The following is a 26,813-nucleotide window of genomic DNA, read 5'->3' as shown; positions in this document are numbered from 1 at the left end:
TCGTTGAGGCGAAAATTGTGGGCAGGGGCTAGCGGGTGGTTATATCCCGATAGTCACGCTCGGTGTAGCCGGTGTAAATCTGGCGCGGGCGGCCGATCTTCGTAGCCGGATCCTCGTGCATTTCACGCCAGTGCGCAATCCAGCCGGGCAGACGGCCCATGGCGAAGAGCACGGTGAACATGCGGGGCGGGAAGCCCATCGCGCGGTAGATCAGACCCGTGTAGAAGTCGACGTTCGGGTACAGCTTGCGCTCGATGAAGTAATCGTCCGTGAGGGCGGCCTCTTCGAGCTGCATGGCGATATTGAGCAGTTCATCGTCGCCGCCGAGCTTGCCGAGGATGTTGTGCGCGGTCTCGCGGACCAGCGCGGCGCGCGGGTCGTAGTTGCGGTAGACGCGGTGCCCGAAGCCCATGAGCTTCACGCCGTCTTCCTTGTTCTTGACCTTGCGGACGAACTCGGCTGCGGTGCTGCCGTTTGCCTTGATGTCGTCGAGCATCTCGAGCACGGCCTGGTTGGCGCCGCCGTGCAGCGGGCCCCACAGTGCGTTGATGCCGGCGGACACCGAGGTGAAGAGGTTCGCGTCGGAAGAGCCGACCATGCGCACGGTGGACGTGGAGCAGTTCTGCTCGTGGTCTGCGTGCAGGATGAGCAGCATGTCGAGTGCCTTGGCGATCTCGGGATCACCCTGGTACGGCTCCGCCGGGAAACCGAACGTCATGCGCATGAAGTTCTCGACCAGGTTCAGCGAGTTGTCCGGGTACAGGAACGGCTGTCCGACGGACTTCTTGTATGCGTAGGCCGCGATGGTCGGCAGCTTCGCGAGAAGACGAATGGTGGAGAGTTCCACCTGTTCCGGATCCTCGGGATCCAGGGAATCCTGGTAGTACGCGGAGAGCGCGTTGACTGCGGAGGAAAGAACCGGCATCGGGTGTGCGTTGCGCGGGAATCCGTCGAAGAACCGCTTGAGGTCTTCGTGCAGAAGAGTGTGGCGACGGATGCGGTCCGTGAAGGACTCGAGTTGTGCATCGGTCGGGAGTTCACCGTAGATCAGCAGGTAGCTGACTTCGATGAAGGTGGACTTACCTGCCAACTGCTCGATGGGGTATCCGCGGTAGCGCAGGATTCCCTTCTCGCCGTCGATGTAGGTAATTGCGGAACTGGTGGATGCGGTGTTCACAAAGCCGGGGTCGAGGGTGGTGTACCCCGTATCGGCCAGCAGCTTTCCCAGTTCGATGCCGTCATTGCCCTCGGTTGCCCTGGCAATGGACATCGTGTGCTCACCACCGGGGTAAGTAAGCGTGGGCTTTGTGTCATTGTCAGCGGGCACGAAGGATCCCTCTCAAGCTCAAACCAACGAGTAACTACATACGATCAACTAGAAACTAGTCGCACCGAACACAACGCGCCCAGGGAGGGTCGCTCCACGGGGGTTTTGCACGTCGATCAGTGTCGGACATATACCCCGAAACTGCAACAGGTTTCAGAGCGCCGAAGTACTGTGCTCCAGCTCGCATTTCACGATTCGCACATGGCCTTGATCTGGACTTTCCTTCTCGCGCAACGCCTCACAGATCCAGCCCCACCGCGCAAAATGTGCCGCCGAATCGAACGGTGTTCGGCAAATCGCGACTATCGAGACTTCGCAGCCGTTTGTTACAGCCTCCCACTATCTGGGATACGGATCACAGTACCCAGTGCTCGATCCCAAGATCACAGAGCACGATCCTCTGGATTAAATTGCACGGATCCCCCATACGCCGGACCACGTTTCGCCTGGGCCGAGAATCAACATGTCGATTCCCGAGTTGAAGGCGTCCGGCGGGCATGTCATCGGTTCGAGCGCCAAGGCCCGACCACGGTCGGGATAGCCCTTACCGTTTGCGGGATCAGCGATGAAGGCCTGAATCCACGGAAACTCGCGCGTCGTCCACAGTGCGGTCCCGGTCCCGTCCGGCGCAAGCAATTCGTGCTGTGTGCGGCCACTACCGTCGACCACGTCCAATGCACTGAACGGCGTGTCCAGCTGCACACCTTCGAGTGGGCGCGGGGTTCGGAAATCGAAATCCGTGCCCTCGACGGCCTGCGAATACGCGTTCGGCAGCATCCGCTCCGGATCGATCGGCAATCGTGTTCCCGCTGCCAGGTGCAGTGAGCACTCGTCGAGTGGGACATCACCGACGCGGATGAACGGGTGCGTGCCAAGTCCGAAGGGCGACGGAGTGGCGCCCTTGTTGGTCGCGGTGTGGGTGACCGTCAATCCTGTTTCGTCCACTGCGTAGACGATCGACAGCGCAAGCGGATACGGCCAGCCCTTGTGCAGGCCCACGTCGACCGACAGTTCGACGCGATCGAAGGTGTGATCTACGAGGCTCCAATTGCGACGACGCACAAACCCGTGACTGGCGTTGTTCAGGGCAGGTTCGGTGATCTCGAGTTGATGCTCGATACCGTCGAACATGAAGTGCCCGTCCCGAATCCGATTGGGCCATGGCGCCAGGACCAAACCGGCCGACAGCGGCGGCTTCGATCCGAGTTCCCAGGTTTCGGTGAGCGCACGTTTGCCGGACGGCCCCTCGTGATCAAGCAATCGCAAACCTGCACCGGCTGCCGCGATTTCGGCGCGATAACCCCCACCACGGATCTCGAAGCCGCCCTTGCCCGTGCTGTGCGGTTGCGTCATGGAATCAGTTTCCCCCACAAACCGCCCACATACTAGGACGTCAGACGGCGCGTCCCACCCTGTAAGCGACGAATGTCGGGAACATGATCGCCGACACGACAACGCCGATTACCACCAAAACGCCACCGCCGGCCGCCGCCACCCCCGTTCCGAACAGGAAGGCAGCAGCGCCGTGCACCACGTCGCCGATACGCGGACCACCCGCGACAACCACGATGAAGACGCCTTGGAGTCGACCACGCATGTCGTCCGTCGCGACCTGCTGGAGCATCGTGCTGCGGAACGCCGCTGAAATCATGTCGACGGCGCCACCGACCGCGAGGAACGCGACGGCCACCCAGAGCAGAAGCACGCTGGATCCGGGACTGGCGTAGTACACGGCCACACCGAAACCGACCATCGACAGTCCCCACAACGCGATGCAGATCAAGACAGCACGCCCCTGGTACTCCACCCGCGGTAGCCAGCCCGAGAACACGCCGCCCAGAACGGCTCCCGCCGACATCGCGGCGAACAACAGTCCGAGGGCAAAGCCGCCGGTGACGGGATCACCGAACGATTCGTGCGCGATTTCCGGGAACAGTGCCCGCGACATCCCGAACACCATCGCGATGATGTCGACGACAAACGAAGCGAGCAGCACCTTCTGCGTGGCCAGATAGGCAAAGCCGCCAAGGACCTCGCTCAGACCGGCCCGTCGCGACGTGCCTGTCGGCGGAATCGCCGGCAGCTTCCACACCGCCCACAGTGTGGCGAGCAGGAAGATCGAGTCGAGCAGATACAGCAGTTGCAGCCCGGCGCTCGGAATGAGCACACCGGCCAGCATCGGACCAGCGATCGCGCCGAACTGCACAACCGTCATGTTCAGCGAGTTCGCGGCAGGCAGTTGCCTACCCGGTATCAACCTCGGAATGATTGCCGCCCGTGTCGGCTGATTGACCGCAAAAAACGCTTGCTGCACGGAGAAAAGCACAAGCACGAGCCACACGTTGTTCACACCGAGCGCCGCCTGTATCCACAGCAGCACCGACGTGACGCCGAGTCCGATCGACGTGATCATCAGGAGCCGTCGCCGATCCATCACGTCGGCGAGGGCACCGCCCCACAACCCGAAAACGATCAGCGGGACGAGACCGAAGATTCCGGTCAGACCGACATAGGCCGAACTGCGCGTGATCTCGTACACCTGTTGCGGAACAGCCACAACACTGAGCTGGGCGCCGATAACGGTGACGATGCCGGCGGTCCACAGGCGGCGGTAGTCGAGATTTTCGAGCGGAGTCGTGTCCGCGAGAACCCGCCTCACGGTTGGAGACGAACTGCGGACCACTGACCGTCGACGACGGTGGTGCGGACCCGATTGTGCATACGGTTGGCGCGGCCCTGCCAGAACTCGACGGACTCCGGCCGGATCAGAATCCCGCCCCAGTGCGGCGGCACGGGAATCTCTCCGTCGATGCCGAAGCGTGCGGCCACCTCACGGAGTTGTTCGTCCAAGACGGCGCGTGATTCGACGGGCTGCGACTGATGGGACGCCCACGCTCCGAGCTGCGATCCTCGCGGACGGGTTCGCCAATACTCCTGCGTCACTTGCGGACTCACATGCTCGACTGCACCTCGAACAGTGACCTGGCGAGCCAGGGTCAGCCAGGTGAAATTGGCCGACGCATACGGATGGGCGTCGAGTTGCCTGGCCTTGTCCGAACCGTAATTGGTGAAGAAGAGGACCCCCTCCTCGGAGAGCCCCTTGCACAACACGGTCCGCGACGCGGGGTGACCGTCCTCGCCGAGAGTCGAAAGCGTCATCGCATTCGGTTCCGGCGCATCCGCCTCGACGGCATCCAACAGCCACTGACGCATCAGCGGCAACCAACCGTCGGCAACCTGACTCACGTCCAACTCGACGCGCATCCGATCGTGCACGGCCTCCGATTCACTGCCTGGTTGCGGGTACCCCACACGCATCGCAGCGAGTTCACTGTTCACCACCACCGGGTCCTGACGTTCCTTCGACACAGCCCAGAACGCTACTCCCGGGTACCAACCGGCCACCGACTACTCGGGACGCGCTAAAGTTTGCCGTGGCTAGACCCGATCCGAACCGCGAGCCGCACCAGCGACAGCAGCCGAATCGGGACCAGACGATTGCGCAGTACGAAACACGGTGCGTGCTCATCCCTGCGAGCACCTAGGCGCAGTCACGGAAGCTGAGGCAGTGCGACTGAAGACCTGGCGCACTCGAACGAGGAGAGTCCACGAGAATGGCAGCGAGCGCAGCAATACCGGACGATTTTGTGAGCGGACTCGAAGGCGTCGTAGCCTTCACCAGCGATATCGCCGAACCTGACAAGGACGGCGGCGCACTGCGTTACCGCGGCGTCGACATCGAAGACCTGGTCGGCCAGAAGGTGACCTTCGGCAACGTCTGGGCACTGCTCGTCGACGGCCGTTTCGGCCCCGGCCTGCCGCCGGCCGAGCCGTTCCCCCTCCCCATCCACACCGGTGACGTCCGTGTCGACGTCCAGGCCGGACTTGCGATGCTGGCCCCCATCTGGGGTTACGAGCCGCTCCTCGACATCGACGACGACACCGCTCGCGATCAGCTCGCCCGCGCGTCCGTCATGGCCCTGTCTTACGTCGCGCAGTCCGCTCGCGGCATCTACCAGCCGGCAGTTCCGCAGAAGCGCATCGACGAGGCCAAGACGGTCACCGAACGCTTCATGGTCCGATGGAAGGGTGAGCCCGATCCCGCGCACGTCGAGGCAATCGACGCGTACTGGGTTTCGGCAGCCGAGCACGGCATGAACGCGTCCACCTTTACGGCCCGCGTCATCGCGTCCACCGGCGCCGACGTCGCCGCTTCACTGTCCGGCGCCATCGGCGCGATGTCCGGCCCGCTGCACGGCGGCGCACCGGCCCGCGTGCTCCCGATGATCGAAGAGACCGAGAAGACCGGCGACGCCCGCGCACTGGTCAAGGGAATCCTCGACCGCAAGGAAAAGCTGATGGGCTTCGGGCACCGCGTCTACCGCGCCGAAGATCCCCGCGCCCGCGTGCTCCGCGCTACCGCGAAGCGCCTCAATGCTCCCCGCTACGAAGCTGCCGCAGCTCTCGAGCAGGCAGCGCTGGCAGAACTGCGTGAGCGTCGTCCCGATCGCGCGATCGAGACCAACGTCGAGTTCTGGGCTGCCGTCATCCTGGACTTCGCCGAGGTTCCCGCGCACATGATGCCTGCCATGTTCACGTGTGGCCGCACCGCTGGTTGGTGTGCGCACATCCTCGAGCAGAAGCGCCTCGGCAAACTGGTTCGCCCGGCAGCCATCTACACCGGCCCGGCACCGCGTACTCCCGAGTCCGTCGAGGGCTGGGATCAGATCAGCCACTCGTAAGTTTCTCCGCAGCACAATCAACCGGCCGGGTACCTCGCTACGAGGTACCCGGCCGGTTGAATTATGTCGAGTTGCTGCCTAGGACAATGAACGTCCATCCTTCACGGCCGGAATCTGCTGGAACAGAACGTTGTTCCACGTCCGTGGTCGCCATGTAGATCGGCAACGAACACGGGAGTTACCCGTGGTGCCGCCCCTCATCGGCGGCCTCTGCGACCCCCAGAATTCGCCGACTTTCTTCGCGCGGCGTCCGCTCCCCGGAGGTGTCGGGCACGTCCTTGACTAAGACCACGAGTTTCATGCCCCCATCAGATGCACACGCCGACAATGTCGCAATCAGACCAGCACTCAAGACGCCTGCAACGGCAACCTTCGTAGCGACTTTCCTGACGAAATCGAGCTCGTGGGTCACGAGCACCATCGTCACGCCGCTCTCTGCCAGCTCCGAAACCACCGACCCCACTTCGATGCGCAGCTCCGGGTCGATGGCCGAGGTGGGCTCGTCAAGGAGAAGGACTTTCGGATCGAGTGCGAGTGCGCGGGCGATCGCGACGCGCTGTTGCATGCCTCCTGAGAGTTCGGACGGCATTCGGCGCATCGCGTCCTTTAGTCCGACTCGCGTCAGCAGGTCCACTGCTCGAGCCTCTGCCTCGGCGCGGCTACGCTCGAGCCCCCGTACTTGGGCGAGCACCACGTTTTCGAGCGCATTCATATTCGGGAAGAGATTGAAGTGCTGAAACACCATCCCCAGTGACCTGCGAAGCACAATGAGCTCACGCGCGTTCAACAGCGTGCGCTCTTTGAAGAGCGTTTGGCCGGCAAGCTGAACTTCGCCCGAGGAAGGGATCTCGAGTAGGTTCATGCACCTCAGAAGGGTGCTCTTGCCGGTTTCACTCGGACCGATGAGTCCAAGAATTTCGCCCCGGCTCACCGAGAGGGTTACATCCGAGAATTTCGGCTGGTTATCAGCCGAAATGTTTAGCGTCCAAATACCGTTCCACCGTTAAGATGGATAACCTGCCCGTTGACCAGGCCCCCTGCCTCGCTGCAAAGCCAGAGGATCGCTGCACCGACATCGGCGCCACGACCGAGCCTGCCGATCGGAATCTGACGGATCATCCTCTCCAGCGCAGGGTCGTCAACATCACCGAGGCCCTCCATCATCCCCAACGCCAACGCATTCGCGGTTACTCCGCGCGAACCACACTCGACACTGAGGTGTCGAATCAACGCTTCCGAACCTGCTTTGGCGGCACCGTACGCCGAGACCCCGATGGAAAGACCTCGCGTTGATGCACCCGAGGATATCTGAATGATGCGGCCCCACTCGTTCGCGAGTTGACCAGGGAGTACCGCCTGGACGACTCGCATCATCGCAGACAGGTTGAGGTCGATCTGCCGCTGCCAATCCGCCTCCGGCATGTCGACAAATTGATTCGGGCGTGCGCCAATGTCAGGGATGCCCGCATTGTGAACAAGAATATCGACGGAGGCCCCGTCGTCGGCCAGCGCAGTTATCGCCTGCTCCACTGCGGCGGCGTCTGTCACGTCAAACACCGACGAAAATGCCGATCCTCCGCTGGCGATGATGGCATCGGCGACCGACTGAGCCCTGTCGGCGTGTAAATCGTTCACTATGACTGTTGCTCCGCAGGCTCCGAGAACACGGGCGATACCTTCTCCTACCCCTCGGCCCGAACCGGTCACCAAAGCAGTGCGCCCATCGAGTCGAAATTGCTCCACACTCAGGTCCATAATGTCCTCTCGGTCGGGTCAGCTGATTACGACATACTCGTCCCGCAACTGAACGACCAGACGCGCCATCTCGAAGAACGAGATATCGCATCAGGGACTCGCATCAACATGTGCGCCTGCACTGCGTCTGCCCAAACGGGTTAAACCCGTGGCAACGGTCCCGATGGGCCTTGACCCGTGCCCCACGTACGGGTCAACGCCCCTCTGCCCTGCTCCATCTCGCTAGTCGAGATGCACCGACTCTCCAACCACAGCCTTTGGCTTACTGATTCGAGTACGGCTCACTGCCACACACGACAAAGAGGGACCTTCATGGACGAATTCGAAGGCAAAGTTGCACTGATCGCCGGAGCCACACGAGACCAAGGACGGCCTCACGCAGTGTCTTTTGCCGAAGAGGTGCCGACATCATCATTGTCGATCGGTGCGAAAACCCTGAGACCGTCACGTACCCGATGGCAACAGTCGAGGACCTCGACTGACACCATCAACCCTGCACCAGAGAGCTGGCTGGAAATTGAGTAACTCCGCCACTGAGATAACGAACCTCTTGTACCGATACGCCGAGAACATCGACCGGGGTCGACTCGAAGAAGCCGCGGCGCTATTCCGGCACGCGACCATACGTACCCGTAGCGGCGACGCACTCGACGAGTCCGGCCTGCTGAACCTGTGGCGTACCAACATAAAGATCCATGCCGACGGTACGCCGCGCACCAAACATGTCATCACCAATCCCATCCTCGAGATCGACGACGAGGCCGGGCGTGCGACGTGCCGTTCCTATTACACTGTGCTGCAAGCAACTTCGGCACTGCCGCTGCAGGTAGTCGCCGCCGGGCGGTACCACGACGAGTTCGAGCGCACAGGCGGGATATGGCGTTTCACGTCCCGCGACTACTCGCTGCTCGATTTGGTCGGCGATTTCAGCGGCCATCTCATGACCGCACCGGCAAACCCGGAAGGGCACGAAGGTGGCTCGCTATGACACAAAACAAGGCGATCGAACCGTTCATGCAAATTGGGTATCTCGTGTCGAACCTGGACGAAGCGGTACACGCCTGGTTCGAAGAGAGCGGTGTCGGACCATGGCAGATCTATCGCAACCTCGACATGGCAGGCAACCATCGCGGTCAAGATATCGACATCGTCATCAACGCGGCCTTCGCGTACTCGGGAAGCACTCAGGTCGAGTTGATCGAGGTACTCAGCGAAGGTCCCTCGCCCTACCACAATGCCGACGGTACGAAATTTATCGGCTTGCATCATGTTGCGCGATTGACCGACGACTTGGATGCGGAGTTGGCCCAAGCCACCGAGCGTGGATTGTCCGTGGTTTTCACCGGGGCTACGTCATCCACGAGCGTGGCCTACATCGAGTCCGCGGCTATGCCGGGCACGATCATCGAGTACATCAAGAATCCGAGCATGCCGGCGATGCTGGCCGAGGGCGTGGAGTTCACTCGAAACTGGAATGGCCTCAATCTGATTCGCTGAATGTAGGAACACTTCCCCTGGACGACGGTTCTCATTTATTGGGAGCGCGATGCTCTCTGCGTGTCAACGGCATCTGAAAATTCAGATGCCGTTGACATTCCAGATCGCATAGCAAAGGAACAAGTTTTCGCCATCCGGCTTGTACTCGAGCTTTTGTTTCATGCGTGGTGGGGTCTCATTTTGCGGACCCACGAAGCGTTTCGACACTCGCCGCAGCACCTCGACCGTCCACTACGACACCGCAGCCGTCTAAACTAACCCGGCAAAGGTTCCTCGACGTTTAGGACGCACTGACCAATGGCTGACGCTACCGCCCCGATCATCCCCGCCGATCTCAAGCCCGCTGACGGACGCTTCGGCTGCGGTCCTTCCAAGGTTCGCCCCGAGCAGCTGCAGTCCCTGGTCGACGTGGGCGCTTCGGTCTTCGGCACCAGCCACCGCCAGAAGCCGGTCAAGAACGTTGTCGCCAGCGTTCGTTCCGGTCTCGCCGACCTGTTCTCCCTCCCCGAGGGATACGAGGTTGTCCTCGGCAACGGCGGAACCACCGCGTTCTGGGATGCCGCTGCATTCGGCCTCATCCGCGAGAAGTCGCTGCACCTGACCAACGGCGAGTTCAGCTCCAAGTTCGCTTCGGTCGCCAAGGCCAACCCGTTCATCGGTGACCCGATCGTCGTCTCCGCTGATCCGGGCAGCGCACCGGCACCGGTCTCCGACCCGTCTGTCGACCTCATCGGCTGGGCACACAACGAGACCTCGACCGGTGTTGCGATCCCCGTCTCCCGCCCCGCCGGTTCGGAGAACGCCCTGATCGCCATCGACGCCACCTCGGGCGCCGGCGGACTGCCCGTCAACGTCGCCGATTCGGACATCTACTACTTCGCTCCGCAGAAGTGCTTTGCTTCGGACGGTGGACTGTGGATCGCACTGATGAGCCCGGCCGCCCTCGAGCGTGTCGCAGAGATCAAGGATTCGGGACGCTGGACCCCCGACTTCCTGTCCTTGCCCATCGCCGTGGACAACAGCTCCAAGGATCAGACGTACAACACTCCGGCACTGGCAACGCTGCTGCTCTTCGCCAACCAGATCGAGTGGATGAACAGCAACGGAGGCCTCGACTGGGCCACCGCACGCACCGCCGACTCGTCCTCACGCCTGTACAACTGGGCCGAGGCCAGCGAGTTCGCAACGCCGTTCGTCGCTGATCCGGCACACCGCTCGCAGGTTGTCGGCACCATCGACTTCAACGACGACGTCGACGCAGCCGAGGTTGCAAAGATCCTGCGCGCCAACGGAATTGTCGACACCGAGCCGTACCGCAAGCTCGGCCGCAACCAGTTGCGCGTCGGCATGTTCCCGGCCATCGACCCCGAAGATGTCACCGCTCTCACCAAGAGCATCGACTGGGTCGTCTCGCAGCTCGGCTGAGCCACGCCTGTAGTTCTCGTATCACGCCGCCGGCCTCGACTCCATCCGCGAGTCGAGGTCGGCGGCGTGATTGCGTCGATATCCGTACGCGACCGGTCTGCCGGGAGTGTCCTGCCGGGCTGGTCATCACAAATGAATTACAGTTGACTGCGGCGCAAAGTCGCGAGCCGGCGCGATAAGGGAGGTCAATGTGCGAGAGCTTCGAGTGATCGGACTTGAACCCGATGGATCGCATGTGGTGTGCGCCGACGCCGAAACCGGCCAAAAATTTCGACTCCCTGCCGACGACAAACTGCGCGCAGCGTGCCGGGGTGATGTAGCTCGACTCGGCCAGATCGAGATCGAAAACGAAAGCCAGCTCCGCCCCCGCGAAATCCAGGCCCGTATCCGATCCGGCGCTTCCGTCCAGCAGGTCGCCAAGGAAGCCGGCATCCCGGTCAGCAAGGTCGAGCGCTACGCATACCCCGTCCTTCTCGAACGCTCCCGAGCAGCAGAAATGGCGCAGGGTGGGCACCCGATCCGTGACAACGGACCCACCGTGCCGACGCTCGCGGAAATCGTGACTCACGCATTTCGTGCCCGCGGCCACACCATCGACGACGCCACGTGGGATGCCTGGCGCGACGAGGACAATCACTGGGTGGCTCAGCTGCAATGGCAGGCCGGGCGCAGCACCAACGCCGCACATTGGCGCTATCAGCCGGACGCGCACGGTGGAACCATCGTCGCGCTCGACGACACTGCATTCGACTTGATCGATCCGGATTTCGGCCGCCCATTGCGCGGTCTGGCACCGGTGGTCTTCGAGCGTCCCGAACTGTCACGGATCGATAACAACTTCGAACCGGACGAAGAAGTCAACCCTGAAGCCGAGACTCACGACGCTGTCACGGTTGTCACCGAAATACCCCCCGTCGCGGAAATCCCGGCTCGGGTAGACACTCCGGTTCGCGTGGAGACTCCGGCTCGCATGGAGGCTCCGACGGTCGAGGCAGAGGTCGAAGCCGAGCCCGAGCCGCAGATAGAAGAAGAAACCCCGGAACCTGCCGAAGACGTCACGCCCAAGGCAGCGCCGCAACAATCGTCGACCAAGGACAAGCGCGGAAAGCCCGCCCTTCCGTCATGGGACGACGTTCTCCTCGGTGTGCGTAGCAGCGGCCGCTGACGCTCCCGCCCGGAGCGGACCGGAGGCAAGATTACCGGCCGATTCGTCGTATTCTTCTAAGCAGCGAGGGTTCAGGAGAGAGGGCGATCGGTGGCTGCACGTGTATCAACAATTTGGTTTGTCGACAACAATGACGTTCGCGCTGAACTGAGTTTGTACCCGCAGCCCGACCAGGCCGCGGCACTCGCGATCGCGCAGCGACTACACCCCGGCAAAGAGTTCGAGTCTCTCGGCCCACACCCGCTGTCGATCGCTGCGACCGTACAACCCGGCTATCTCTTCATCGGCACCTACGAGAACATCAGCGTCGTCGCCAGCGCAGAGTTGAGCGCGTGCCTTCCGTCGGAACTTCCTGAGTCCTGGCTACTTTCGCCGCACGCGCCGCTCACCTTCCTGGTCAGCTCGTCACCCGACCGCGCGCAAGGGTCCTTTGCCATCTGGGAAAACGGCCAGCTGCGACGCTCGTTCAGCGCACTCCCGATCGACATCGTCGAGAACATCGGCATCCCACAGACTTGGGAGTTGCCCTACTGGTCGGGCAAGCACCCCTTGCGTTATCCCCCAGGCATTTTGCCCGATCCGCAAGCACTGCCGTTCCACCCCCAGCAGTTCGCCGAGGCCGCCAACGCGGAGTGGCTGGGATTCCGATACACGGGTGCGCCGCACGAGGGCGATCTCGACAAGACTCAAATCCTGTTGTGGGGATTCAAGATTCACCAGAAGTCGGAAGCCCCGAAGGCGACGGTGCCGACAACCGAGCAGCCTGAGCAGGCTGAGCAGGCGCAGCAGGCAAAGCCCAAGCCTCCAGCACCAGAGCCAGTTGAGATCCCACAATCAGCTCCGACACCCGTTCCGCCGGCAAAACCGGTTGCTGTTGCGCCCGAACCAGATCCACCGATAACAGAACCGAAGGCAAGGGAACCGAAGCCCCCGACACCCGTCGCAGCTGAGCCCCCTCAACCTGATTTCACCGACGCGCCGGAAGTCCCCCGGGCTCAAATTCCTGAGGCTCCAACTGCTGAGGCTCCAACTCCCGAGCCGAAGAAGCGAAGCCGACTGGCCCGATACTTCGGCTTCCACTGAGATTCAGGCGATCGCGGCTATCCACCCCAACGGAATACCCGCTACCGCACCGTAAACCACCCATCGCCAGATGGGGACGGCCCGCCACCGCCACACGGTGGGAGCCAGGCCCGCCACTGCGATGACGTTGACCGCAACGGCAAGAAACACGTTGACGTGTGCCAGGCCCTGGCTGAACGCGCCTACCGCGGCAGTGGACAGCATTGCGGCAAAAATCGATACCGCGACACCGGTAAACCAGGGAGTTCCGGTCGGCATTACTGCCGGGTCCTGACTCGTTCATAGAAGGCCATTGCGGCGGCGGTGGCGACGTTGAGTGAATCCGTACCCGGCGCCATGGGGATTTTGGCGCGAATATCCGTCGCACGCATGGCATGTTCGGTCAGGCCAGGACCTTCGGCGCCGAGCAACAGGGCTACCTTGTCTCCGGTCATCGCTTCGGCCAGCGTCACGGCCTCCGGATTGGGCGTTAGCGAGATGAGCTGAAAACCGTTGCTGCGCAGCTCTTCCAGGTCGTACGGCCACTTCTCGACATGGGCAAACGGAACTCGCAGTACGTGCCCCATGGACACTCGGACCGAGCGGCGGTACAGCGGATCGGCACAGCCCTTTCCGAAAAGTACGGCGTCGACTCCGAGCCCCGCGGCGTTGCGAAACATCGAGCCGAGGTTTTCGTGATCGTTGACGCCTTCGAGAATGGCAATTGTTCGGGCGTCCTGCAGGATGTCCGAGACAGCCAGCGGCGTCGGCCTGGCAGCCGCGGCAAGCACTCCACGGTTGAGATGGAATCCGACCACTTCTGCCATCACCTCCGCGCTGGTTCGATAGAAGGGAACATCAACACCGTCGAGGTCCTCGGCAAGTTCCTGCAGTCGGCGATCGACTCCGAGGAGACTGATCGGCTCGAAACGCGAGGTCAGCAGTCGCTGGGTGACAAATACCCCCTCCGCGATGACCAAACCCTTTCCTTCGGGGAGGTCGGGTCGGCGATCGGAGGAGTTGAGATCGCGAAAGTCATCCAACCGGGAATCGGCTGGATCTGAGATATCGATGACGTGAACCACGGCTTCTATGGTGCCGTATCGGATGCCGTCCTCAGTCACTGCTCCCGGCTGCGGTGATCAGCGAATCGAAATGGGCGTCGAGCACTTCGGTGATTGCGGCCGGGTTCACCCTCTCCGGATTGTTGACACCGTGCGCGGCAAGCCCGTCGACCAGCGCGTGCAGGCGCATTGCTTCGCTGTCGATGGAACTGCCGGACCGAAGAAAACCTGAATCACTCAACGCCTCGACGAACTGACGGAAGTGCCCGAACAGGGTTCGATCCGTCCGCTCCCGGACCACCGCCAAGTCCGGTTCTGTTCGCGATGCCGCGGCGAATGCCTCCCAGACCTGCATCTCTTCGCGGCGGTCGGCGTCGAGGGGAACAAATTGTTCGGCAAATTGCCGTATCGCCCGCCTGATGTCGGGATCGAACTCGATGCCTGCGATTCGATTCTCGACGCGGACGGAAACCAATTCCATGGCAAAGAGCAAGAGCTCGGATTGAGTCGCGAAGAAGTGGCGCAGGGAGCCCGTGGACATGCCCGCCTCGTCGGCGACGGTACGGACACTGGCGGCGGCCATTCCGTCGCGTCTGATCACACGCCAGACAGCTTCCGCGATCTGTTCACGGCGCTCTTCGGAACTGGGTCGTTTCACCACTTCACAAAATTAACACAGCTGTGCTAGTTTCCAATTACTAACACAGTCGTACTAGAAACGAGTTCCCATGATCGTCACACTCATCGTTGCCTGCGAGATCATGTTCTGGGTTTTCATCGCCGCAGGATTGACTGCTCGCTACCTGTTCCGGAAACCCGGCGTCGGCGCTGGCCTCTTGATCTGCGCTCCCCTGGTCGACGTCGTACTTCTGGTCGCCACAGCCCTCGATCTGCGCGGCGGCGGGCAGGCAAACGCCAGCCACGGACTGGCGGCCGCCTACATCGGTGTATCCATTGCGTTCGGGCACAGCCTCATCTCGTGGGCCGACGCGCGATTCGCCTACCGATTTGCCGGTGGACCGAAGCCCGTCGCGCCTCCGAAATACGGGACGCCGCGAGCGATCCGAGAGTGGCGTGAATTCGGGAAAGCAGCATTGGCCTGGGCCATCTCGTGCGCCCTGCTCACCGCCGCGATCGTCCTTGTCGGCGACGCCTCTCGCACCGACGCACTGAGCAGTTGGGTCCGCACACTCACCGTGGTTCTCGCAGTGTGGGGCGCAATCGCCCTCAGCTACACCGTTTTTCCGAAGAGAGAAAAGCTCACGGTGCGCGGTTAGCTTCCACCGCTTGCTCGGTCGCATCACAGACGACGGCAGGACGCAGGTCGAACACCGGCAGGCGTCCGCCGTCGTCGGGCATTTTCAATCGCAGTTTGAGGCCTTCGCTGCGTAGGAGATATATCCCGGCCAGGGAGGCGGACACCAGCGAGATCGCGCCACCGATGATCAACGGTGCCCGCGGATCCACGGCGTCGGCCAACCAACCCAGCATCGGACTGCCAAGTGGGGTGCCACCGAGGAAGCTGAGCATGTAGATACCCATCACCCGCCCCCGCATCTCCGACGGCACCGACATCTGCAGGATGTTCATCGCCGACGTCGTGAAGGTCAGCGTCAGTGCGCCGGTGGGAATCAGCATCAACGCCACCAGGGGGTACGTGGGCATCAACCCGACAGCGATTTCGAAGAGACCGAACGCCGCTGCCGCGCTGAGGAACGTTCGCAGGCGCGGAGCGTCCTTGCGTCTGGCGGCATACGCGGCGCCGGCCAAGGTACCCACAGCGAGTGTGGTGGAGAGCAATCCGTAGGCGTCGGCGCCGCGATCGAACGTAGTGCGCGCCATCACCGCGAGGCTGATCGGAAAGTTCAGGCCGAACGTCGAGACCATGAAAACCGACACCATGATGACCCGCAGGTCCTTACGGCCCCACACATATCGGAATCCGTCACGCACCTGTCCCTTGGCGCGCGGCGTCGGTTCCGACGGGATCAATTCCTTCGCATTCATCAGTGCTAATGCGACAAGCACACCACCGAAGGTGGCGACGTTGAGCAGGAAGACCCAACCCGTACCGATCAGATTGATCAGCACCCCGGAAATGGCCGGACCGATAATGCGTGCTGTGTTGAAAGTCATGGAGTTCAACGCAATTGCGTTGGACAGATGCTCTTTGCCCACCATTTCGATGGTGAACGACTGGCGCACCGGCGCATCCACCGCCGATACACAGCCAAGGGCAAACGCGATCAGATACACGTGCCACAGAGCAACGAACCCGCCGACGTCCAGGACGCCCATCACCAGGGCGCACAACGCGCTCGCCCACTGTGTGAAGATGAGAATGCGCCGCTTGTCGTACCGATCGGCAAGGACACCGCCCCACACGGACAAGAACAGCGTCGGCCCGAACTGCAATGCCATGACGATGCCGACTGCCAGTGCATTACCGTCGGACAGCGTCAGAACCAGCCAGTCCTGAGCGATGCGTTGCATCCACGTTCCGACCAGGGACACGATCTGCCCGGACGCCCAGAGACGGTAGTTTCGGTTGCGGAGTGCGGCAAACATGCCGGATTCGGGGTCACGGGGCACTACCCCATCTTGCTCCTGCGATCATTCGCGTGAGCAACTACCTCACCGCGACACCATGGAAAGCGGTTATTCGGAGGCGCTGACGATCTTTGTGATGATCTCGACAGCACCGCGAAGTGTTGCCAGATCTTCGGCGCTCAAGTCGGAAAGTCGCTCGTTCATCCAAGCCTCACGCGCGTGGGTCTCGTCAGCGAGTAGCGCATTACCTGCGTCGGACAAGCTCACGATGATCTGACGACCGTCCGTGGGATGGGGTGAACGCTGCACCAACCCCAGTTCTGCGAGGGACGCCACCACCCTGGTCATCGACGGCGGCTGCACCTTCTCACGCGCCGCGAGTGCACCTGGGGTCATTGGTCCCTCTTGCGAGAGTGTCGCCACAGCCGAGAGCTGTGTCAGGGATACCTGCGCGTCGGCCCGTCGTCCTCGCAGATGCCTGCTCAGACGCACAACCGCCAATGACAGATCACTGGCGAGCGCTCGAGTTTCGGTGGTCACGCGAGAACAATACGTCAACAACTGGCCGGTAGCCGGGTTATCGGTTACCAGCCAGTTGCAGGTTTACGTCAGTGCGTCGGTAATCGGCCCGACAGTGAAGTACGCGACGAACAGTGCCGCAACGATCCACAGCAACGGGTGGATCTTCTTGGCACCGCCGGTAGCAGCGTGCAGAACCACCCAGGAGATGAATCCGACGCCGATGCCGTTGGCGATCGAGTAGGTGAACGGCATCACGATCATCGTCAGGAACGCGGGAAGCGCAACCGAGAACTGCGTGAAGTCGATGTCTCGGACCTGACCGATCATCAGTGCGCCGACGATGACGAGGGCCGGCGCTGCGGCTTCGATCGGCACCACCGAATACAGCGGTGTCAGGAACATCGCGACCAGGAACAGTAGACCCGTCACAACATTTGCCAGGCCGGTCCGAGCGCCTTCCGCGATACCGGACGCCGACTCCACGAACACCGTGTTCGACGACGCAGACGCGCCACCACCGACGATGGCACCGGCGCCTTCCACGACGAGCGCCTTACCCACATTGGGGAGGTTGCCGTCCTTGTCCGTCAATCCGGCTTCCTTGCCGAGTCCCGTCATCGTGCCCATGGCGTCGAAGAAGTTCGCGAGAACGAGTGTGAACACGAGCAGGCTGGCTGCCAGAACACCGATTCGGGTGAACGCGCCGAAGAGACTGAAGTCCCCGACCAGGCTCAGGTCGGGCATGCCACCGAACATGTCGGGGATCGCGGGAACGCTGAGGTTCCAGCCCTTGGGGTTGGTTCCGAGCGACGGTCCGACCTCTGCAACCGCTTCGATGATCGCAGCCAGGATGGTCGTGGCGATGATGCCGATGAGCAGGCCACCACGAACCTTGCGCACCACGAGCACACCCATGATGAGAACACCGAAGATGAAGACCGCAGTCGGCCACGACGCGATGGAACCGTTGATACCGAGCCCGACGGGGACCGTCGTACCTGCGGCGTCGGGGATCCGACGGACGAATCCGGCGTCGACCAGACCGATGAACGCGATGAACATGCCGATACCGGCGGCAATGGCCGATTTGAGTGCATTGGGAATCGCGTTGAACACGGCGGTCCGGAAACCGGTGAGCGCCAACACGACGATGATGATGCCGTCGATGACCACCAGGCCCATGGCTTCCGGCCACGTGACCTGCGGGGCGATCGTGACGGCGAGCAGGCTGTTGATACCGAGGCCGGCCGCGATCGCAAACGGATAGTTCGCGATGATGCCGAACGCGATGCTCATCAGACCGGCAACCAGGGCGGTGACCGCAGCCACCTGGTTGACCGGCAGAATGTTTCCGATGACGTCGGTCTTTGCGACGGCGTCATCCGCCGAGAAGCTACCGAGGATCAGCGGGTTGAGAACCACGATGTACGCCATCGCGACAAACGAGACAACACCGCCGCGAACCTCCGTGGAGATCGTTGATCCGCGTTCACTGATCTTGAAATACGTATCGAGAATTTTCCCGGGTGCCGCCATCTTTTTCCCATCGCTGTCATAGGTCGCCGGTGTTCTTGCGCCGCCGTGTGCCGGCGTACGAAGGCCGGTCGCATAAGGGAGAGTAGGGCACAGGGGTACGGGTAGCGTTAATTTTGTGAACGAGACGCCCAACACAACAACCGTTATCGACCGTTTGTCCGCACCGGCGCCGGCTCTCGTCGTCGGCACGCTGGCATGGGTGATCGTGACAGCCGTGGTCCTCCTCAGCGGTGATCGCTGGTCGGGAGCACTGCCCATCTGTTACGCCGGGATCGGCGTCGGATTCCTCGGCTACAGCCTCTTCTGGCTCCAACGCCGCGCTGCCCGCCGAGGCCGTCGAGGTGCCCAACAGGGCGCCGGACTGCTCTGAGAAGCGATCAGACCGGCTGTGGTTCGCGGCGGCGCTGTCGCGAGCGAGAGGTTCCCAGGATCCACACACCCGCCCAGATGACACCGAACGCCCACCCTGCCAGGACGTCCGTCATCCAGTGCGCCGCGAGGTAGACGCGGGAAAACCCGACAGCGACGGTGTACAGCGCGAGCGAAACAAGCATCGTGACTCGAACGAGCGACGGCAACGTCAGCCGAACGATCACAGCAGCCACCACCGTCGCAAGAATTGCCGTCATCATGGCGTGCCCGGACGGGAAAGAGTACGAGTCGATCTCGATCAGGCGCTCCGGAACCGGTGGACGGGTTCGCGTGAAAATACGCTTCAACCCACTCATCACCAGCAGTCCGGTCAGCATGGAGCCCGCCACGAGGAGAGCGTCGATGCGCCGACCGCGCATCAACAAGGTGATCGTCAGGACCGTCGAGATGATCCAGGCGGCCAAGGTTCCACCGCTGTCGGTGATGACATCCACCACATCCACAAGCCACGGCGTCCGTTGGTCGACTGCAGAATCAAGTACCCACTGATCGAACGACACTGTTCCCCCCTCATATCCCCTGCGCAGCTGCCCACACACGCATCACGTGATGGATACCGTCACCGTCCACCCACCACGGCACACTCACCGTGGCCTCCACGGCGCCGGTCAACCGGACGGAGAGTTCGTGATGAATCACTACCTCGCCGCCGGGTACTTCCCGTCCGAGCGCCGCAAACATCAGGACCGCGTGCGGCTGCGCCGCCCATGAGCTTCGCACGCCCGTGCTCACGACCTGACCGCCTACGACAGACGATGCCGTCGCGACATCGAGCAAATCCGCCAATGCTTCCGCCGTCTCGAAGCTACCCAGAACAATTCGTTGTGTCGGCAATGCCGGACCGAGCCACGGCCGATCGAGAACCAATGCATCACCGGGGTCGACAAGTTCACCGGACAGCCCACGAACGAAGCTCGGCAAGCTCAACTCGTCCAGATCGAGGACGCGCCGCCGCGAAGCGTCGGCCAGCAAGTGGTGGGTTCGGGCGATGACGGCCGGTGCGGGCATACGCAGTGGATCCGCGAGCCGATCGAGCAACAGCTGAGCCAGTTCCGGATCGTCGACGGTATCGGACGCCAATACGGAGCTCAGATACTCGCTGCCAGGATGGTCGGCGACATCGAGGAGATCCTCGAACGTTCGATCGTGTGGTGCGCGCAGCAAACCCAGTATCTCGCCGCCCAATTCGGCGTGCGAGCGCAGCCACCACGCCGTGTATCCGCGACGGTCCTCGAGCAGGGTTCTCGTTGCCGGTGACTCCAGCAGCAGGGTCAGCGCATCTGCCCATCGGTTCTCGTCGACCAGGTCGAGGTCACGGACCGCCTCGATGTACTCGGGGTCCTCCCCCAACGTGTCCCACCACTGACTCTCGGAATCGAGATCGTGATCGGGTCCGGACGGCAACTCCTCACGCACGACGGTGAAACCCCAGCCGACTCCGACGACGCGCAGGGCCTGCTCCCCCACCTGTTCGACAAAGCTCGGCTGCACCGTGCCAAAAGGTGAGTCGTCGACCAGGACAGTCGCCAGTGGTGCGCCGGGCAGGAGCAACTGGTCCGCGGAGCACAGCTCTCCGTCCGAATCCGGTAGCAGCACTTCGCCGATCCATGACGGCGCGGCGCCGGGCGCGACATGCGCGGCCAGCGAAAGAACAGTCGACGCCAATTCCGTTGCTACGGAATCATCTTGGTCGGCAGCATCCTCGATCAGCGCGCGCAACGCCGGGTCGGACAACAGATCCGTCGCCGTCGCGCTCGTTGCGCCCAAACGCGAGAGCAGGGGGTGCGATGCCTGCGGGTGCACAAGCCGGGTCCAGGGCACCGGCGGCACCGAATCGCCGAGTTCGGTACCGAGAACCACCGTTCGCGGACCGGTGACAATTCGTCCGTCCGACAGCGGAACCGGTAGCGTACCAAGCTCTTCCACCGCCAGAGCATCGACGACCAACGGCTCGAGCGCCGCATACAGCCGGTACCACCACGACGGCTCCTGATCGAGTCCGCTGAGCAGTTCCGCGATGCGCGCCAACCCGATCCGATGTGTCGACACCGCCGCCAAAGCCCGCTCATGGCGAGGTCCGGAAAGTTCGGGAACAACCAATCCGCCGATGACGTCGGTGAGCAATTCCGCCAAATCGTCGGTGAGACCAGGAACTACCGATGCCCGCTGCGGCGCCCGGTCAGGTTCCCCCACAACCGGAAGCCAGGCATTTTCCTGAAGTTCCTTCAGAAGCGCTTCCCGCAGAAGGGAATCCACTTCACTTCGCGCAAAAGCCGGAACGGGCACAAGCGATGTGCGCTGATCGGCAGGCAACGCACCGACAAAATCCGCGTAGCCCCCAGCCAGCGCGGCAATCGACGCGCCGGGCAATATCCGTCGCCGATCCGGTTGCATCGCGATGTCCGCGACTACAAGCGCCGGGACAGACAATTCTTCGTCGGATCGCGTCGGCGCCCGCAGTACGTCTTCGGTGACCGGTGCGACTACTCCGTTTTTCACCGGAACTATCCAGCGGGCCTTGGCGCTCTGGTATTGCCACCACACCGCAGTGCCGATCGAGATTTCGGTCAGCCCGGAGTCCAGTAGACGCTCGGTACGCTCAAAGCTTTTGTCGCCCAGCCGAATAGACGTCAAACCCGGTAGCTCGAGGAGCAGATCCACGGCTTCACGTGCCATCCGAGACAACAGGGCGCCGCCGTCGACGTCGTCGCGGAGCGTGAGCACTACCTCCGAATCGGCACCGGCGCGTGGCGACGCCTCCGACGGCCACACCAGACGCAGGGCCGGCACTCCCGACTCCGGAACCTTCAGACCGGCCTTCTCGATCTCGCTTCGAGTTTCCTTGGCGGAGAATCGAATCGAACCCGAAGTCGACCGCAGCTCGAGCTCGTCACTGACCGAACGAACGGCGGAAAATCCGACGCCGTAGCGCCCGACAACACCATCGGTGGAATCGATCTTGCCCGAAGCACGAAGAGCAGTCAGTGCATGAACACCGTCCTCGTCGAGCGGTCGACCGGTATTGGCAACAGTCAGCACCGAACCGTCGAGATCAACCCACAAGGAACCAGGCGCCCCGGCCCGCAGCGCCGCGTCGGCAGCGTTCTGTGCCAGTTCTGTGAGCAACCTGTCGCGGTAACCCGCTGCAGCCAAATCCGATTCGGTGGCCGCGTCCTCGCGCAGACGCGTCGGCGATTCCGCCCACGCGCGCAGCGTGGCGTCGCGGAGCGCGCCGGTCCCGAACGGATCCCCTACTCGGTGGATACCGAACCCGAATCTTCGGTGCCCGCGGCAGACGTGCTCGACATCTCGACGGCTCCGTCGTCGTAGGCGTCGAAAGCCGGAGAGCCGGCGCCGAGCGGAAGGCTGGTGTCGGAATGCGCGCCGCAGCCGTAACTCGCGTGGACGACGCGGCCGTCAGCGGACAGTTCGTTGCCACACACGCCGAACGCGGCGTGCAACGAACCTGCCAGCGGAAGATAGAAGCCGCACAGCCCACAGGTCGACGGCGCTGCCTTCGCCATGTCGGAGTCTGGTCCGAACTCTCCCTCGGACCATCGCGTAGCCGCGTCGAGCCGGCCCTCGAGGCTCATGACCTTCTTGCGTCCTAAACCCAGTTCCAAGGCGACGTCGTCGACCTCCGGGTCGCCGTTCGCGACGTAGCCGGGAACCAGTCGCGGATCCTGCGCCGGCGGAGCCAGCAGGTCGCCTGGCGACAGGTCTCCGGGACGAATCCGCTGATCCCATGGAAGCCACTCGGGCGCAACCAGTGCGTCCGGTCCGGGCAGCAACGCCAGCTCGCTGATGGTGGCGCGAGTATCGTCTGGACCTGCGGCAACAACAACAGCCCACTGCCACCCGCGGTAGCCGGGAAGGTCTGCTGCAAAACGATGGGTAGCGGCGAATTCATCCTCCGACGTCACGCCGAGGTATGCACCGACTCCGCCTTCGCGCAGCTCTACTACAGCTGCTCGGGCAAGATCGACGGCATCGGCCAGTACGGGGCGCGGCACTGCACGCTCAGGAGAAGTAGCAACACTCACTCCTCCAGTTTGCCGCACCACCACAAGTACGCAACGCACAGGGCTGCGATGCTGGACGGATGAGTAGGTCACGCGCCGGTTTCATCAGCATCGCCTCAGCGCTCGCAGTGATCACATCGGGTGTTGCGGGGTGCTCGACAACGGATGAGGAAACGCCCGATTCCGGGGCCGACAACTTTCCTCGACAGCTCTCCGCCGAGGTGATCGAGGTCCACGACCACGACGGCGGGGCCTTCACCCAGGGGCTCGAGATCGACGGAGACAGACTGTACGAAAGCACCGGGCGCGTCGGGGAATCGTGGGTGCGCTCGACGCAGTTCGACGGCACCCCGGTCTCCGGACCCGATATTGCCCGCGCCGAGTTGCCGCCTCCACTCTTCGGTGAGGGCATCACCGTGATCGGTGACGACCTGTGGCAATTGACGTGGAAGAACGGCGTCGCGATTGTCCGCGACAAGGACACTCTCACCGAGCGCGGCCGATTTCCGCTCACCACCGAGGGCTGGGGGATCTGTGCATTCGAGAATCAGTTGGTCACCAGCGACGGCACGTCGACGCTGATGTTCCGCGATCCGGACACATTTGCGGTCACCGATTCGGTGGAGGTCACTCGCGGCGGTCAGCCGGTCGCAGATCTGAACGAACTGGAATGCGCCGACGACGGAACCATCTACGCAAACGTCTGGCAGACCGACACAATCGTTGCGATCGATCCAGCTGACGGGCACGTGAGCGGCGTGATCGATGCATCACCGCTGCGCAGCCGCCTTGATACCAACGGATCCGCCAACCCGGTCGACGTCCTCAACGGAATCGCCCAGATACCCGGAACCGACCGTTTTCTCCTGACCGGAAAGTATTGGCCACAGATCTTCGAAGTTCGATTTGTCGAGTGATTTCCAACTTTCCCCTCGACTCGTCAGGGGTGTGCGTGGTCGCAGATCACGGACTAGGACAGAATTGAGTGGTGACCGGACCGCGCGAACCCTACGACCCCGATACCCGGCGAATTCCCGACGAATCCGCAGGGCAGACTTTGCATCCCGGTTACGACAATTACCCACCGGCGACGCGGCCGTCGGCGCGTCGTGCGCCGTTACCTCCGCTTCACCCGATCCCCGGCTCCCGTGACGACGCAGGCGATGGCGACGAGGCCAGAAATTCGGGCTCGAAGAGCAGTTCCGACGCGCCCAAAGCCCCGCCGATGCCCCGCAAGCTCACGGTCACGCGAGTGGCCGCGATGCGCAGCCGGGAACTGACGAACAAGGGCATCGCTACGTTCCAGCGCGCCGCAAAAGCCGACGGCGCGGACAAGTCCGGCCTTACCGCGTTGACGTACGCGGTGATGACCAACAACGCGACCGACGCGGCACTCGCGGTGGCCTTGGCAAATACCCTGTTCTTTTCCGCTGCCACTGGCGAGGACAAAACGAAGGTCGCGCTCTATCTCCTGATCACCATCGCTCCGTTTGCGGTTATCGCTCCCCTCATCGGACCGATGCTCGACCGATTGCAGCGGGGCCGCCGAATCGCACTGGCGGCGTCGTTCGGACTTCGTACCGTGCTGGCGCTGATCCTCGTGTTCAACTTCGACAGTTGGATTCTGTATCCGGCTGCCCTCGGCATGATGGTGCTCAGTAAATCGTTCTCGGTACTCAAGAGTGCGGTGACTCCACGTGTACTGCCACCGGAAATAGACCTGGTCAGGGTCAATTCGCGGCTCACCGTGTTCGGGTTGATCGGTGGAACCATCGGTGCGGGCGCTGTGGCCGGCGCACTCGCACTCGCCTTCAAATCGCCTGGTGCCCTCTGGTTCGCCGTGGTCGTGACGGTGTTCGGCGCCTACCTGAGCATGCGCATTCCGTCGTGGGTCGAGGTGACCGAAGGCGAAGTTCCCGCCACCATCACCTATCACCCGGACGAACAACACACAGCAGGCGGCGGACGCGCTTCGGGCATCAAGAGCGCAAAAGTGCGTCAGCCGCTCGGACGCGCGGTCATCATCGGGCTGTGGGGCAACGGCACCATTCGCGTTCTCACCGGCTTCCTCACGTTGTACATAGCGTTTGTCGCCAAATCCAAAACGGACCACGAGCCGTTGCAGCAAGCAATGATGCTCGGCCTGGTCGGCGCTGCCGCAGGGCTGGGCAACTTCGGTGGCAATGCTGCCGGTGCGCGACTCAAACTGGGGCGACCGGCCCTCGTCGTCCTTCGGTGCACCGCGTCGGTGTGGATCATCGCCGTCATCGCGGCTTTGACCGACAACTTGCTGACGGCCGCGCTCGCGACACTGATCGCATCCGCGGCGAGCGCGTTGGCCAAGGTCTCCCTGGACGCGTCGCTGCAGCACGATCTGCCCGAGGAATCTATTGCGTCCGGTTTCGGTAGATCCGAAACCGTCCTCCAGCTCAGTTGGGTGCTGGGCGGGGCGTTGGGCGTTCTGCTGCCTACTGAATACTGGATCGGGTTCACTGTTGTCTCGGTGTTCTTGACGATCGGTCTGCTGCAGACGTTCCTGAGTTACCGAGGCAGCTCACTTCTGCCCGGGCTCGGTGGCAAGCGGCCTGATCTGGCCGAGCAAGAAGTGACCGAAGTGATCTACACCGGCAAATCCGATCGAGGACAAGGAAGTACTCCGCAGTGATCATGCGCGCAAGAACAAAGAAGATCGTGGCAGCGGTCAGTGTCCTGATGGTGGTGGCGCTGGTTGCCTACGTCTCGGTTCTGGTCGTGATCATCAAGAACATCAACGACGAGCCCGATGGGCTCCCGCAGATCACCGCGTACGCGCACGGTCGCACCATCGAGACTCAGCCTGCCGGGTTCTGCACGATCGACCTGTCACAGTGCGCGCAGATCGGCGATGTGTACGAACTCGACGTGCCCGAGGGATACCCGTTGCAGTTGTCGTTGTCGAAGGAAGTCTCGGACGCCGAGTGGGCGATGCTGGCAGTCTACGAAGACGCCGACGGCAATCAGACCGGTGAGCCTCGCTTCTTCGGAGCCGGTGAATCGTTGGCAGTCACCGTCGAAGCCGAACCCGAGAAGCAACTGGTGGGAGTGGAGATCCACCTTGCTGTCGGCGAAGGTAGCGAGCAGGGGCTACTGATCTGGTCGATCAAGACAGCCTGACCGCTGACATACAAAATGCCCTGCACATCCCGAGAGGAGTGCAGGGCATTTTCTTGTCTCGTACTGATCAGCTGTCGAGCTCACGCGCCACGGCGCGGACAACCTCGGAGATCCGCTGCGCGGTCTTGCGGTCGGGGTACTTGCCGTTGCGCAGGTCAGGCTGAACCTTGGCCTCGAGCAGCGTGATCATGTCTTCGACCATGCCGTGCAGTTCGTCCGGTGTGTGCTTGCGGACAACCGGCTCACGTCGCTGCGCCGATGCGCCGCGCAGCGACGGGGCAGGCTCGAGCACCTTCAGGCTCAGCGCCTGCGGACCGCGTCGACCGGCAGCCATACCGAATTCGACTTTCTGGCCTGCTTTCAGACCCTCCACACCTTCGGGAAGGGCAGACGCACGTACATAGACATCCTCCCCCTCCTCCTGCGACAGAAAGCCGAAACCCTTTTCGACGTCGTACCACTTCACCTTGCCGGTTGGCACCGCGTTCACCCGCTCATCACTCGTCTGGGACTGGCGTCCCACTACTTTCGGAAGGCTCGCGTACGAGCCTCGATGGTCCT

At 62.5% G+C, this 26,813-nt stretch carries 27 protein-coding genes and 1 pseudogene; 12 read left to right on the top strand and 16 right to left on the bottom strand.

What is annotated here, in order from left to right:
• Positions 1-28 precede the first annotated feature (28 nt).
• The 4 genes from C7T36_RS27335 to pdxH form a co-directional block, all read right to left on the bottom strand.
• On the bottom strand, positions 29-1,327 hold the full coding sequence (locus C7T36_RS27335) for a citrate synthase (protein ID WP_033234107.1): 1,299 nt from the start codon (positions 1,325-1,327) through the stop codon (positions 29-31).
• Positions 1,328-1,732: 405 nt separating this feature from the next.
• Positions 1,733-2,680, bottom strand: coding sequence for an aldose 1-epimerase family protein (locus C7T36_RS27330; protein WP_045069034.1), 948 nt, complete (start codon positions 2,678-2,680; stop codon positions 1,733-1,735).
• Between the two features lie 40 nt (positions 2,681-2,720).
• Positions 2,721-3,986, bottom strand: coding sequence for an MFS transporter (locus C7T36_RS27325; protein WP_045069031.1), 1,266 nt, complete (start codon positions 3,984-3,986; stop codon positions 2,721-2,723).
• Positions 3,983-4,696 (bottom strand): pyridoxamine 5'-phosphate oxidase, encoded by a 714-nt coding sequence (gene pdxH / locus C7T36_RS27320; RefSeq protein ID WP_045069790.1) that lies wholly within the window; start codon positions 4,694-4,696, stop codon positions 3,983-3,985. The genes C7T36_RS27325 and pdxH overlap by 4 nt, the downstream gene beginning before the upstream one ends.
• A gap of 245 nt (positions 4,697-4,941) precedes the next feature.
• Between pdxH and C7T36_RS27315 the strand changes: the two genes are divergently transcribed.
• A complete protein-coding gene (locus tag C7T36_RS27315) occupies positions 4,942-6,069 on the top strand; it encodes a citrate synthase 2 (protein ID WP_033234104.1) in 1,128 nt (375 codons plus the stop codon).
• 178 nt (positions 6,070-6,247) lie between these two features.
• Here C7T36_RS27315 and C7T36_RS27310 read toward each other — a convergent pair whose 3' ends face one another.
• Positions 6,248-7,000, bottom strand: a complete 753-nt coding sequence (locus C7T36_RS27310; RefSeq protein WP_052683591.1) for an amino acid ABC transporter ATP-binding protein — start codon at positions 6,998-7,000, stop codon at positions 6,248-6,250.
• 47 nt (positions 7,001-7,047) lie between these two features.
• On the bottom strand, positions 7,048-7,824 hold the full coding sequence (locus C7T36_RS27305) for an SDR family NAD(P)-dependent oxidoreductase (protein ID WP_045069028.1): 777 nt from the start codon (positions 7,822-7,824) through the stop codon (positions 7,048-7,050).
• 312 nt (positions 7,825-8,136) lie between these two features.
• Here C7T36_RS27305 and C7T36_RS30685 point away from each other — a divergent pair.
• From C7T36_RS30685 to C7T36_RS27275, 6 genes and pseudogenes are all read left to right on the top strand, one after another.
• Positions 8,137-8,303: pseudogene (locus C7T36_RS30685) on the top strand (SDR family mycofactocin-dependent oxidoreductase); the annotation flags it as partial.
• A gap of 38 nt (positions 8,304-8,341) precedes the next feature.
• Positions 8,342-8,812: a nuclear transport factor 2 family protein gene (locus tag C7T36_RS27295; protein ID WP_045069022.1), complete on the top strand. Its 471-nt coding sequence runs from the start codon at positions 8,342-8,344 to the stop codon at positions 8,810-8,812.
• Positions 8,809-9,321, top strand: a complete 513-nt coding sequence (locus tag C7T36_RS27290; RefSeq protein WP_045069020.1) for a VOC family protein — start codon at positions 8,809-8,811, stop codon at positions 9,319-9,321. Before C7T36_RS27295 ends, C7T36_RS27290 begins: the two co-directional genes overlap by 4 nt.
• Before the next feature lie 297 nt (positions 9,322-9,618).
• Complete coding sequence (serC, locus tag C7T36_RS27285) at positions 9,619-10,746, top strand: phosphoserine transaminase (RefSeq protein WP_033234102.1); 1,128 nt, start codon at positions 9,619-9,621, stop codon at positions 10,744-10,746.
• Between the two features lie 190 nt (positions 10,747-10,936).
• Positions 10,937-11,911 carry a septation protein SepH gene (sepH, locus tag C7T36_RS27280; RefSeq protein WP_045069018.1) on the top strand — a complete coding sequence of 325 codons (975 nt, stop codon included), beginning with the start codon at positions 10,937-10,939 and terminating at the stop codon, positions 11,909-11,911.
• A 90-nt stretch (positions 11,912-12,001) separates the two neighbouring features.
• A complete protein-coding gene (locus tag C7T36_RS27275) occupies positions 12,002-12,994 on the top strand; it encodes a DUF6928 family protein (RefSeq protein ID WP_072782607.1) in 993 nt (330 codons plus the stop codon).
• 3 nt (positions 12,995-12,997) lie between these two features.
• Here the strand turns inward: C7T36_RS27275 and C7T36_RS27270 are convergent, their stop codons facing one another.
• The 3 genes from C7T36_RS27270 to C7T36_RS27260 are packed head-to-tail and all read right to left on the bottom strand — an operon-like array spanning position 12,998 to position 14,698.
• Positions 12,998-13,252: a DUF2537 domain-containing protein gene (locus tag C7T36_RS27270; RefSeq protein WP_033234100.1), complete on the bottom strand. Its 255-nt coding sequence runs from the start codon at positions 13,250-13,252 to the stop codon at positions 12,998-13,000.
• Positions 13,252-14,058 carry an RNA methyltransferase gene (locus tag C7T36_RS27265; RefSeq protein ID WP_045069787.1) on the bottom strand — a complete coding sequence of 269 codons (807 nt, stop codon included), beginning with the start codon at positions 14,056-14,058 and terminating at the stop codon, positions 13,252-13,254. The genes C7T36_RS27270 and C7T36_RS27265 overlap by 1 nt, the downstream gene beginning before the upstream one ends.
• A gap of 31 nt (positions 14,059-14,089) precedes the next feature.
• Positions 14,090-14,698, bottom strand: coding sequence for a TetR/AcrR family transcriptional regulator (locus tag C7T36_RS27260; RefSeq protein ID WP_033234099.1), 609 nt, complete (start codon positions 14,696-14,698; stop codon positions 14,090-14,092).
• Positions 14,699-14,765: 67 nt separating this feature from the next.
• Between C7T36_RS27260 and C7T36_RS27255 the strand changes: the two genes are divergently transcribed.
• The gene (locus C7T36_RS27255; RefSeq protein WP_033234098.1) at positions 14,766-15,314 is read left to right on the top strand and encodes a hypothetical protein; all 549 of its coding nucleotides are present in this window, start codon (positions 14,766-14,768) and stop codon (positions 15,312-15,314) included.
• Here the strand turns inward: C7T36_RS27255 and C7T36_RS27250 are convergent.
• The 3 genes from C7T36_RS27250 to C7T36_RS27240 form a co-directional block, all read right to left on the bottom strand.
• Positions 15,298-16,605 (bottom strand): MFS transporter, encoded by a 1,308-nt coding sequence (locus C7T36_RS27250; protein ID WP_033234364.1) that lies wholly within the window; start codon positions 16,603-16,605, stop codon positions 15,298-15,300. The genes C7T36_RS27255 and C7T36_RS27250 overlap by 17 nt on opposite strands.
• Positions 16,606-16,695: 90 nt before the next feature.
• The gene (locus C7T36_RS27245) at positions 16,696-17,127 is read right to left on the bottom strand and encodes a MarR family winged helix-turn-helix transcriptional regulator (protein WP_033234097.1); all 432 of its coding nucleotides are present in this window, start codon (positions 17,125-17,127) and stop codon (positions 16,696-16,698) included.
• A gap of 63 nt (positions 17,128-17,190) precedes the next feature.
• The gene (locus C7T36_RS27240; protein WP_045069015.1) at positions 17,191-18,645 is read right to left on the bottom strand and encodes an NCS2 family permease; all 1,455 of its coding nucleotides are present in this window, start codon (positions 18,643-18,645) and stop codon (positions 17,191-17,193) included.
• A 115-nt stretch (positions 18,646-18,760) separates the two neighbouring features.
• Between C7T36_RS27240 and C7T36_RS27235 the strand changes: the two genes are divergently transcribed.
• Positions 18,761-19,015: a DUF2530 domain-containing protein gene (locus C7T36_RS27235; protein ID WP_045069014.1), complete on the top strand. Its 255-nt coding sequence runs from the start codon at positions 18,761-18,763 to the stop codon at positions 19,013-19,015.
• Between the two features lie 7 nt (positions 19,016-19,022).
• Here C7T36_RS27235 and C7T36_RS27230 read toward each other — a convergent pair whose 3' ends face one another.
• The 3 genes from C7T36_RS27230 to C7T36_RS27220 all read right to left on the bottom strand — a co-directional run bounded on the left by C7T36_RS27230 (position 19,023) and on the right by C7T36_RS27220 (position 23,141).
• A complete protein-coding gene (locus C7T36_RS27230; RefSeq protein WP_033234094.1) occupies positions 19,023-19,577 on the bottom strand; it encodes a phosphatase PAP2 family protein in 555 nt (184 codons plus the stop codon).
• A 10-nt stretch (positions 19,578-19,587) separates the two neighbouring features.
• A complete protein-coding gene (locus tag C7T36_RS27225; protein WP_052683590.1) occupies positions 19,588-22,260 on the bottom strand; it encodes a sacsin N-terminal ATP-binding-like domain-containing protein in 2,673 nt (890 codons plus the stop codon).
• 68 nt (positions 22,261-22,328) lie between these two features.
• Positions 22,329-23,141 carry a DUF3027 domain-containing protein gene (locus C7T36_RS27220; protein WP_033234092.1) on the bottom strand — a complete coding sequence of 271 codons (813 nt, stop codon included), beginning with the start codon at positions 23,139-23,141 and terminating at the stop codon, positions 22,329-22,331.
• 38 nt (positions 23,142-23,179) lie between these two features.
• On the opposite strand from C7T36_RS27220, the gene C7T36_RS27215 reads away from it, so the two are divergent.
• From C7T36_RS27215 to C7T36_RS27205, 3 genes are all read left to right on the top strand, one after another.
• Positions 23,180-24,016, top strand: coding sequence for a glutaminyl-peptide cyclotransferase (locus tag C7T36_RS27215; protein WP_052683589.1), 837 nt, complete (start codon positions 23,180-23,182; stop codon positions 24,014-24,016).
• A gap of 71 nt (positions 24,017-24,087) precedes the next feature.
• Positions 24,088-25,764 carry an MFS transporter gene (locus C7T36_RS27210; RefSeq protein ID WP_179300846.1) on the top strand — a complete coding sequence of 559 codons (1,677 nt, stop codon included), beginning with the start codon at positions 24,088-24,090 and terminating at the stop codon, positions 25,762-25,764.
• 2 nt (positions 25,765-25,766) lie between these two features.
• Positions 25,767-26,252 carry a DUF2771 domain-containing protein gene (locus tag C7T36_RS27205; RefSeq protein WP_033234362.1) on the top strand — a complete coding sequence of 162 codons (486 nt, stop codon included), beginning with the start codon at positions 25,767-25,769 and terminating at the stop codon, positions 26,250-26,252.
• A 67-nt stretch (positions 26,253-26,319) separates the two neighbouring features.
• Here C7T36_RS27205 and C7T36_RS27200 read toward each other — a convergent pair whose 3' ends face one another.
• Positions 26,320-26,733 carry a cold-shock protein gene (locus tag C7T36_RS27200; RefSeq protein ID WP_165826321.1) on the bottom strand — a complete coding sequence of 138 codons (414 nt, stop codon included), beginning with the start codon at positions 26,731-26,733 and terminating at the stop codon, positions 26,320-26,322.
• Between the last annotated feature and the right edge of the window lie 80 nt (positions 26,734-26,813).

It is taken from the genome of Rhodococcus sp. AD45-ID (assembly GCF_003023755.1).
GTDB lineage: Bacteria > Actinomycetota > Actinomycetes > Mycobacteriales > Mycobacteriaceae > Rhodococcus_F > Rhodococcus_F globerula.
This window is presented reverse-complemented; position numbering and strand designations above follow the sequence as displayed.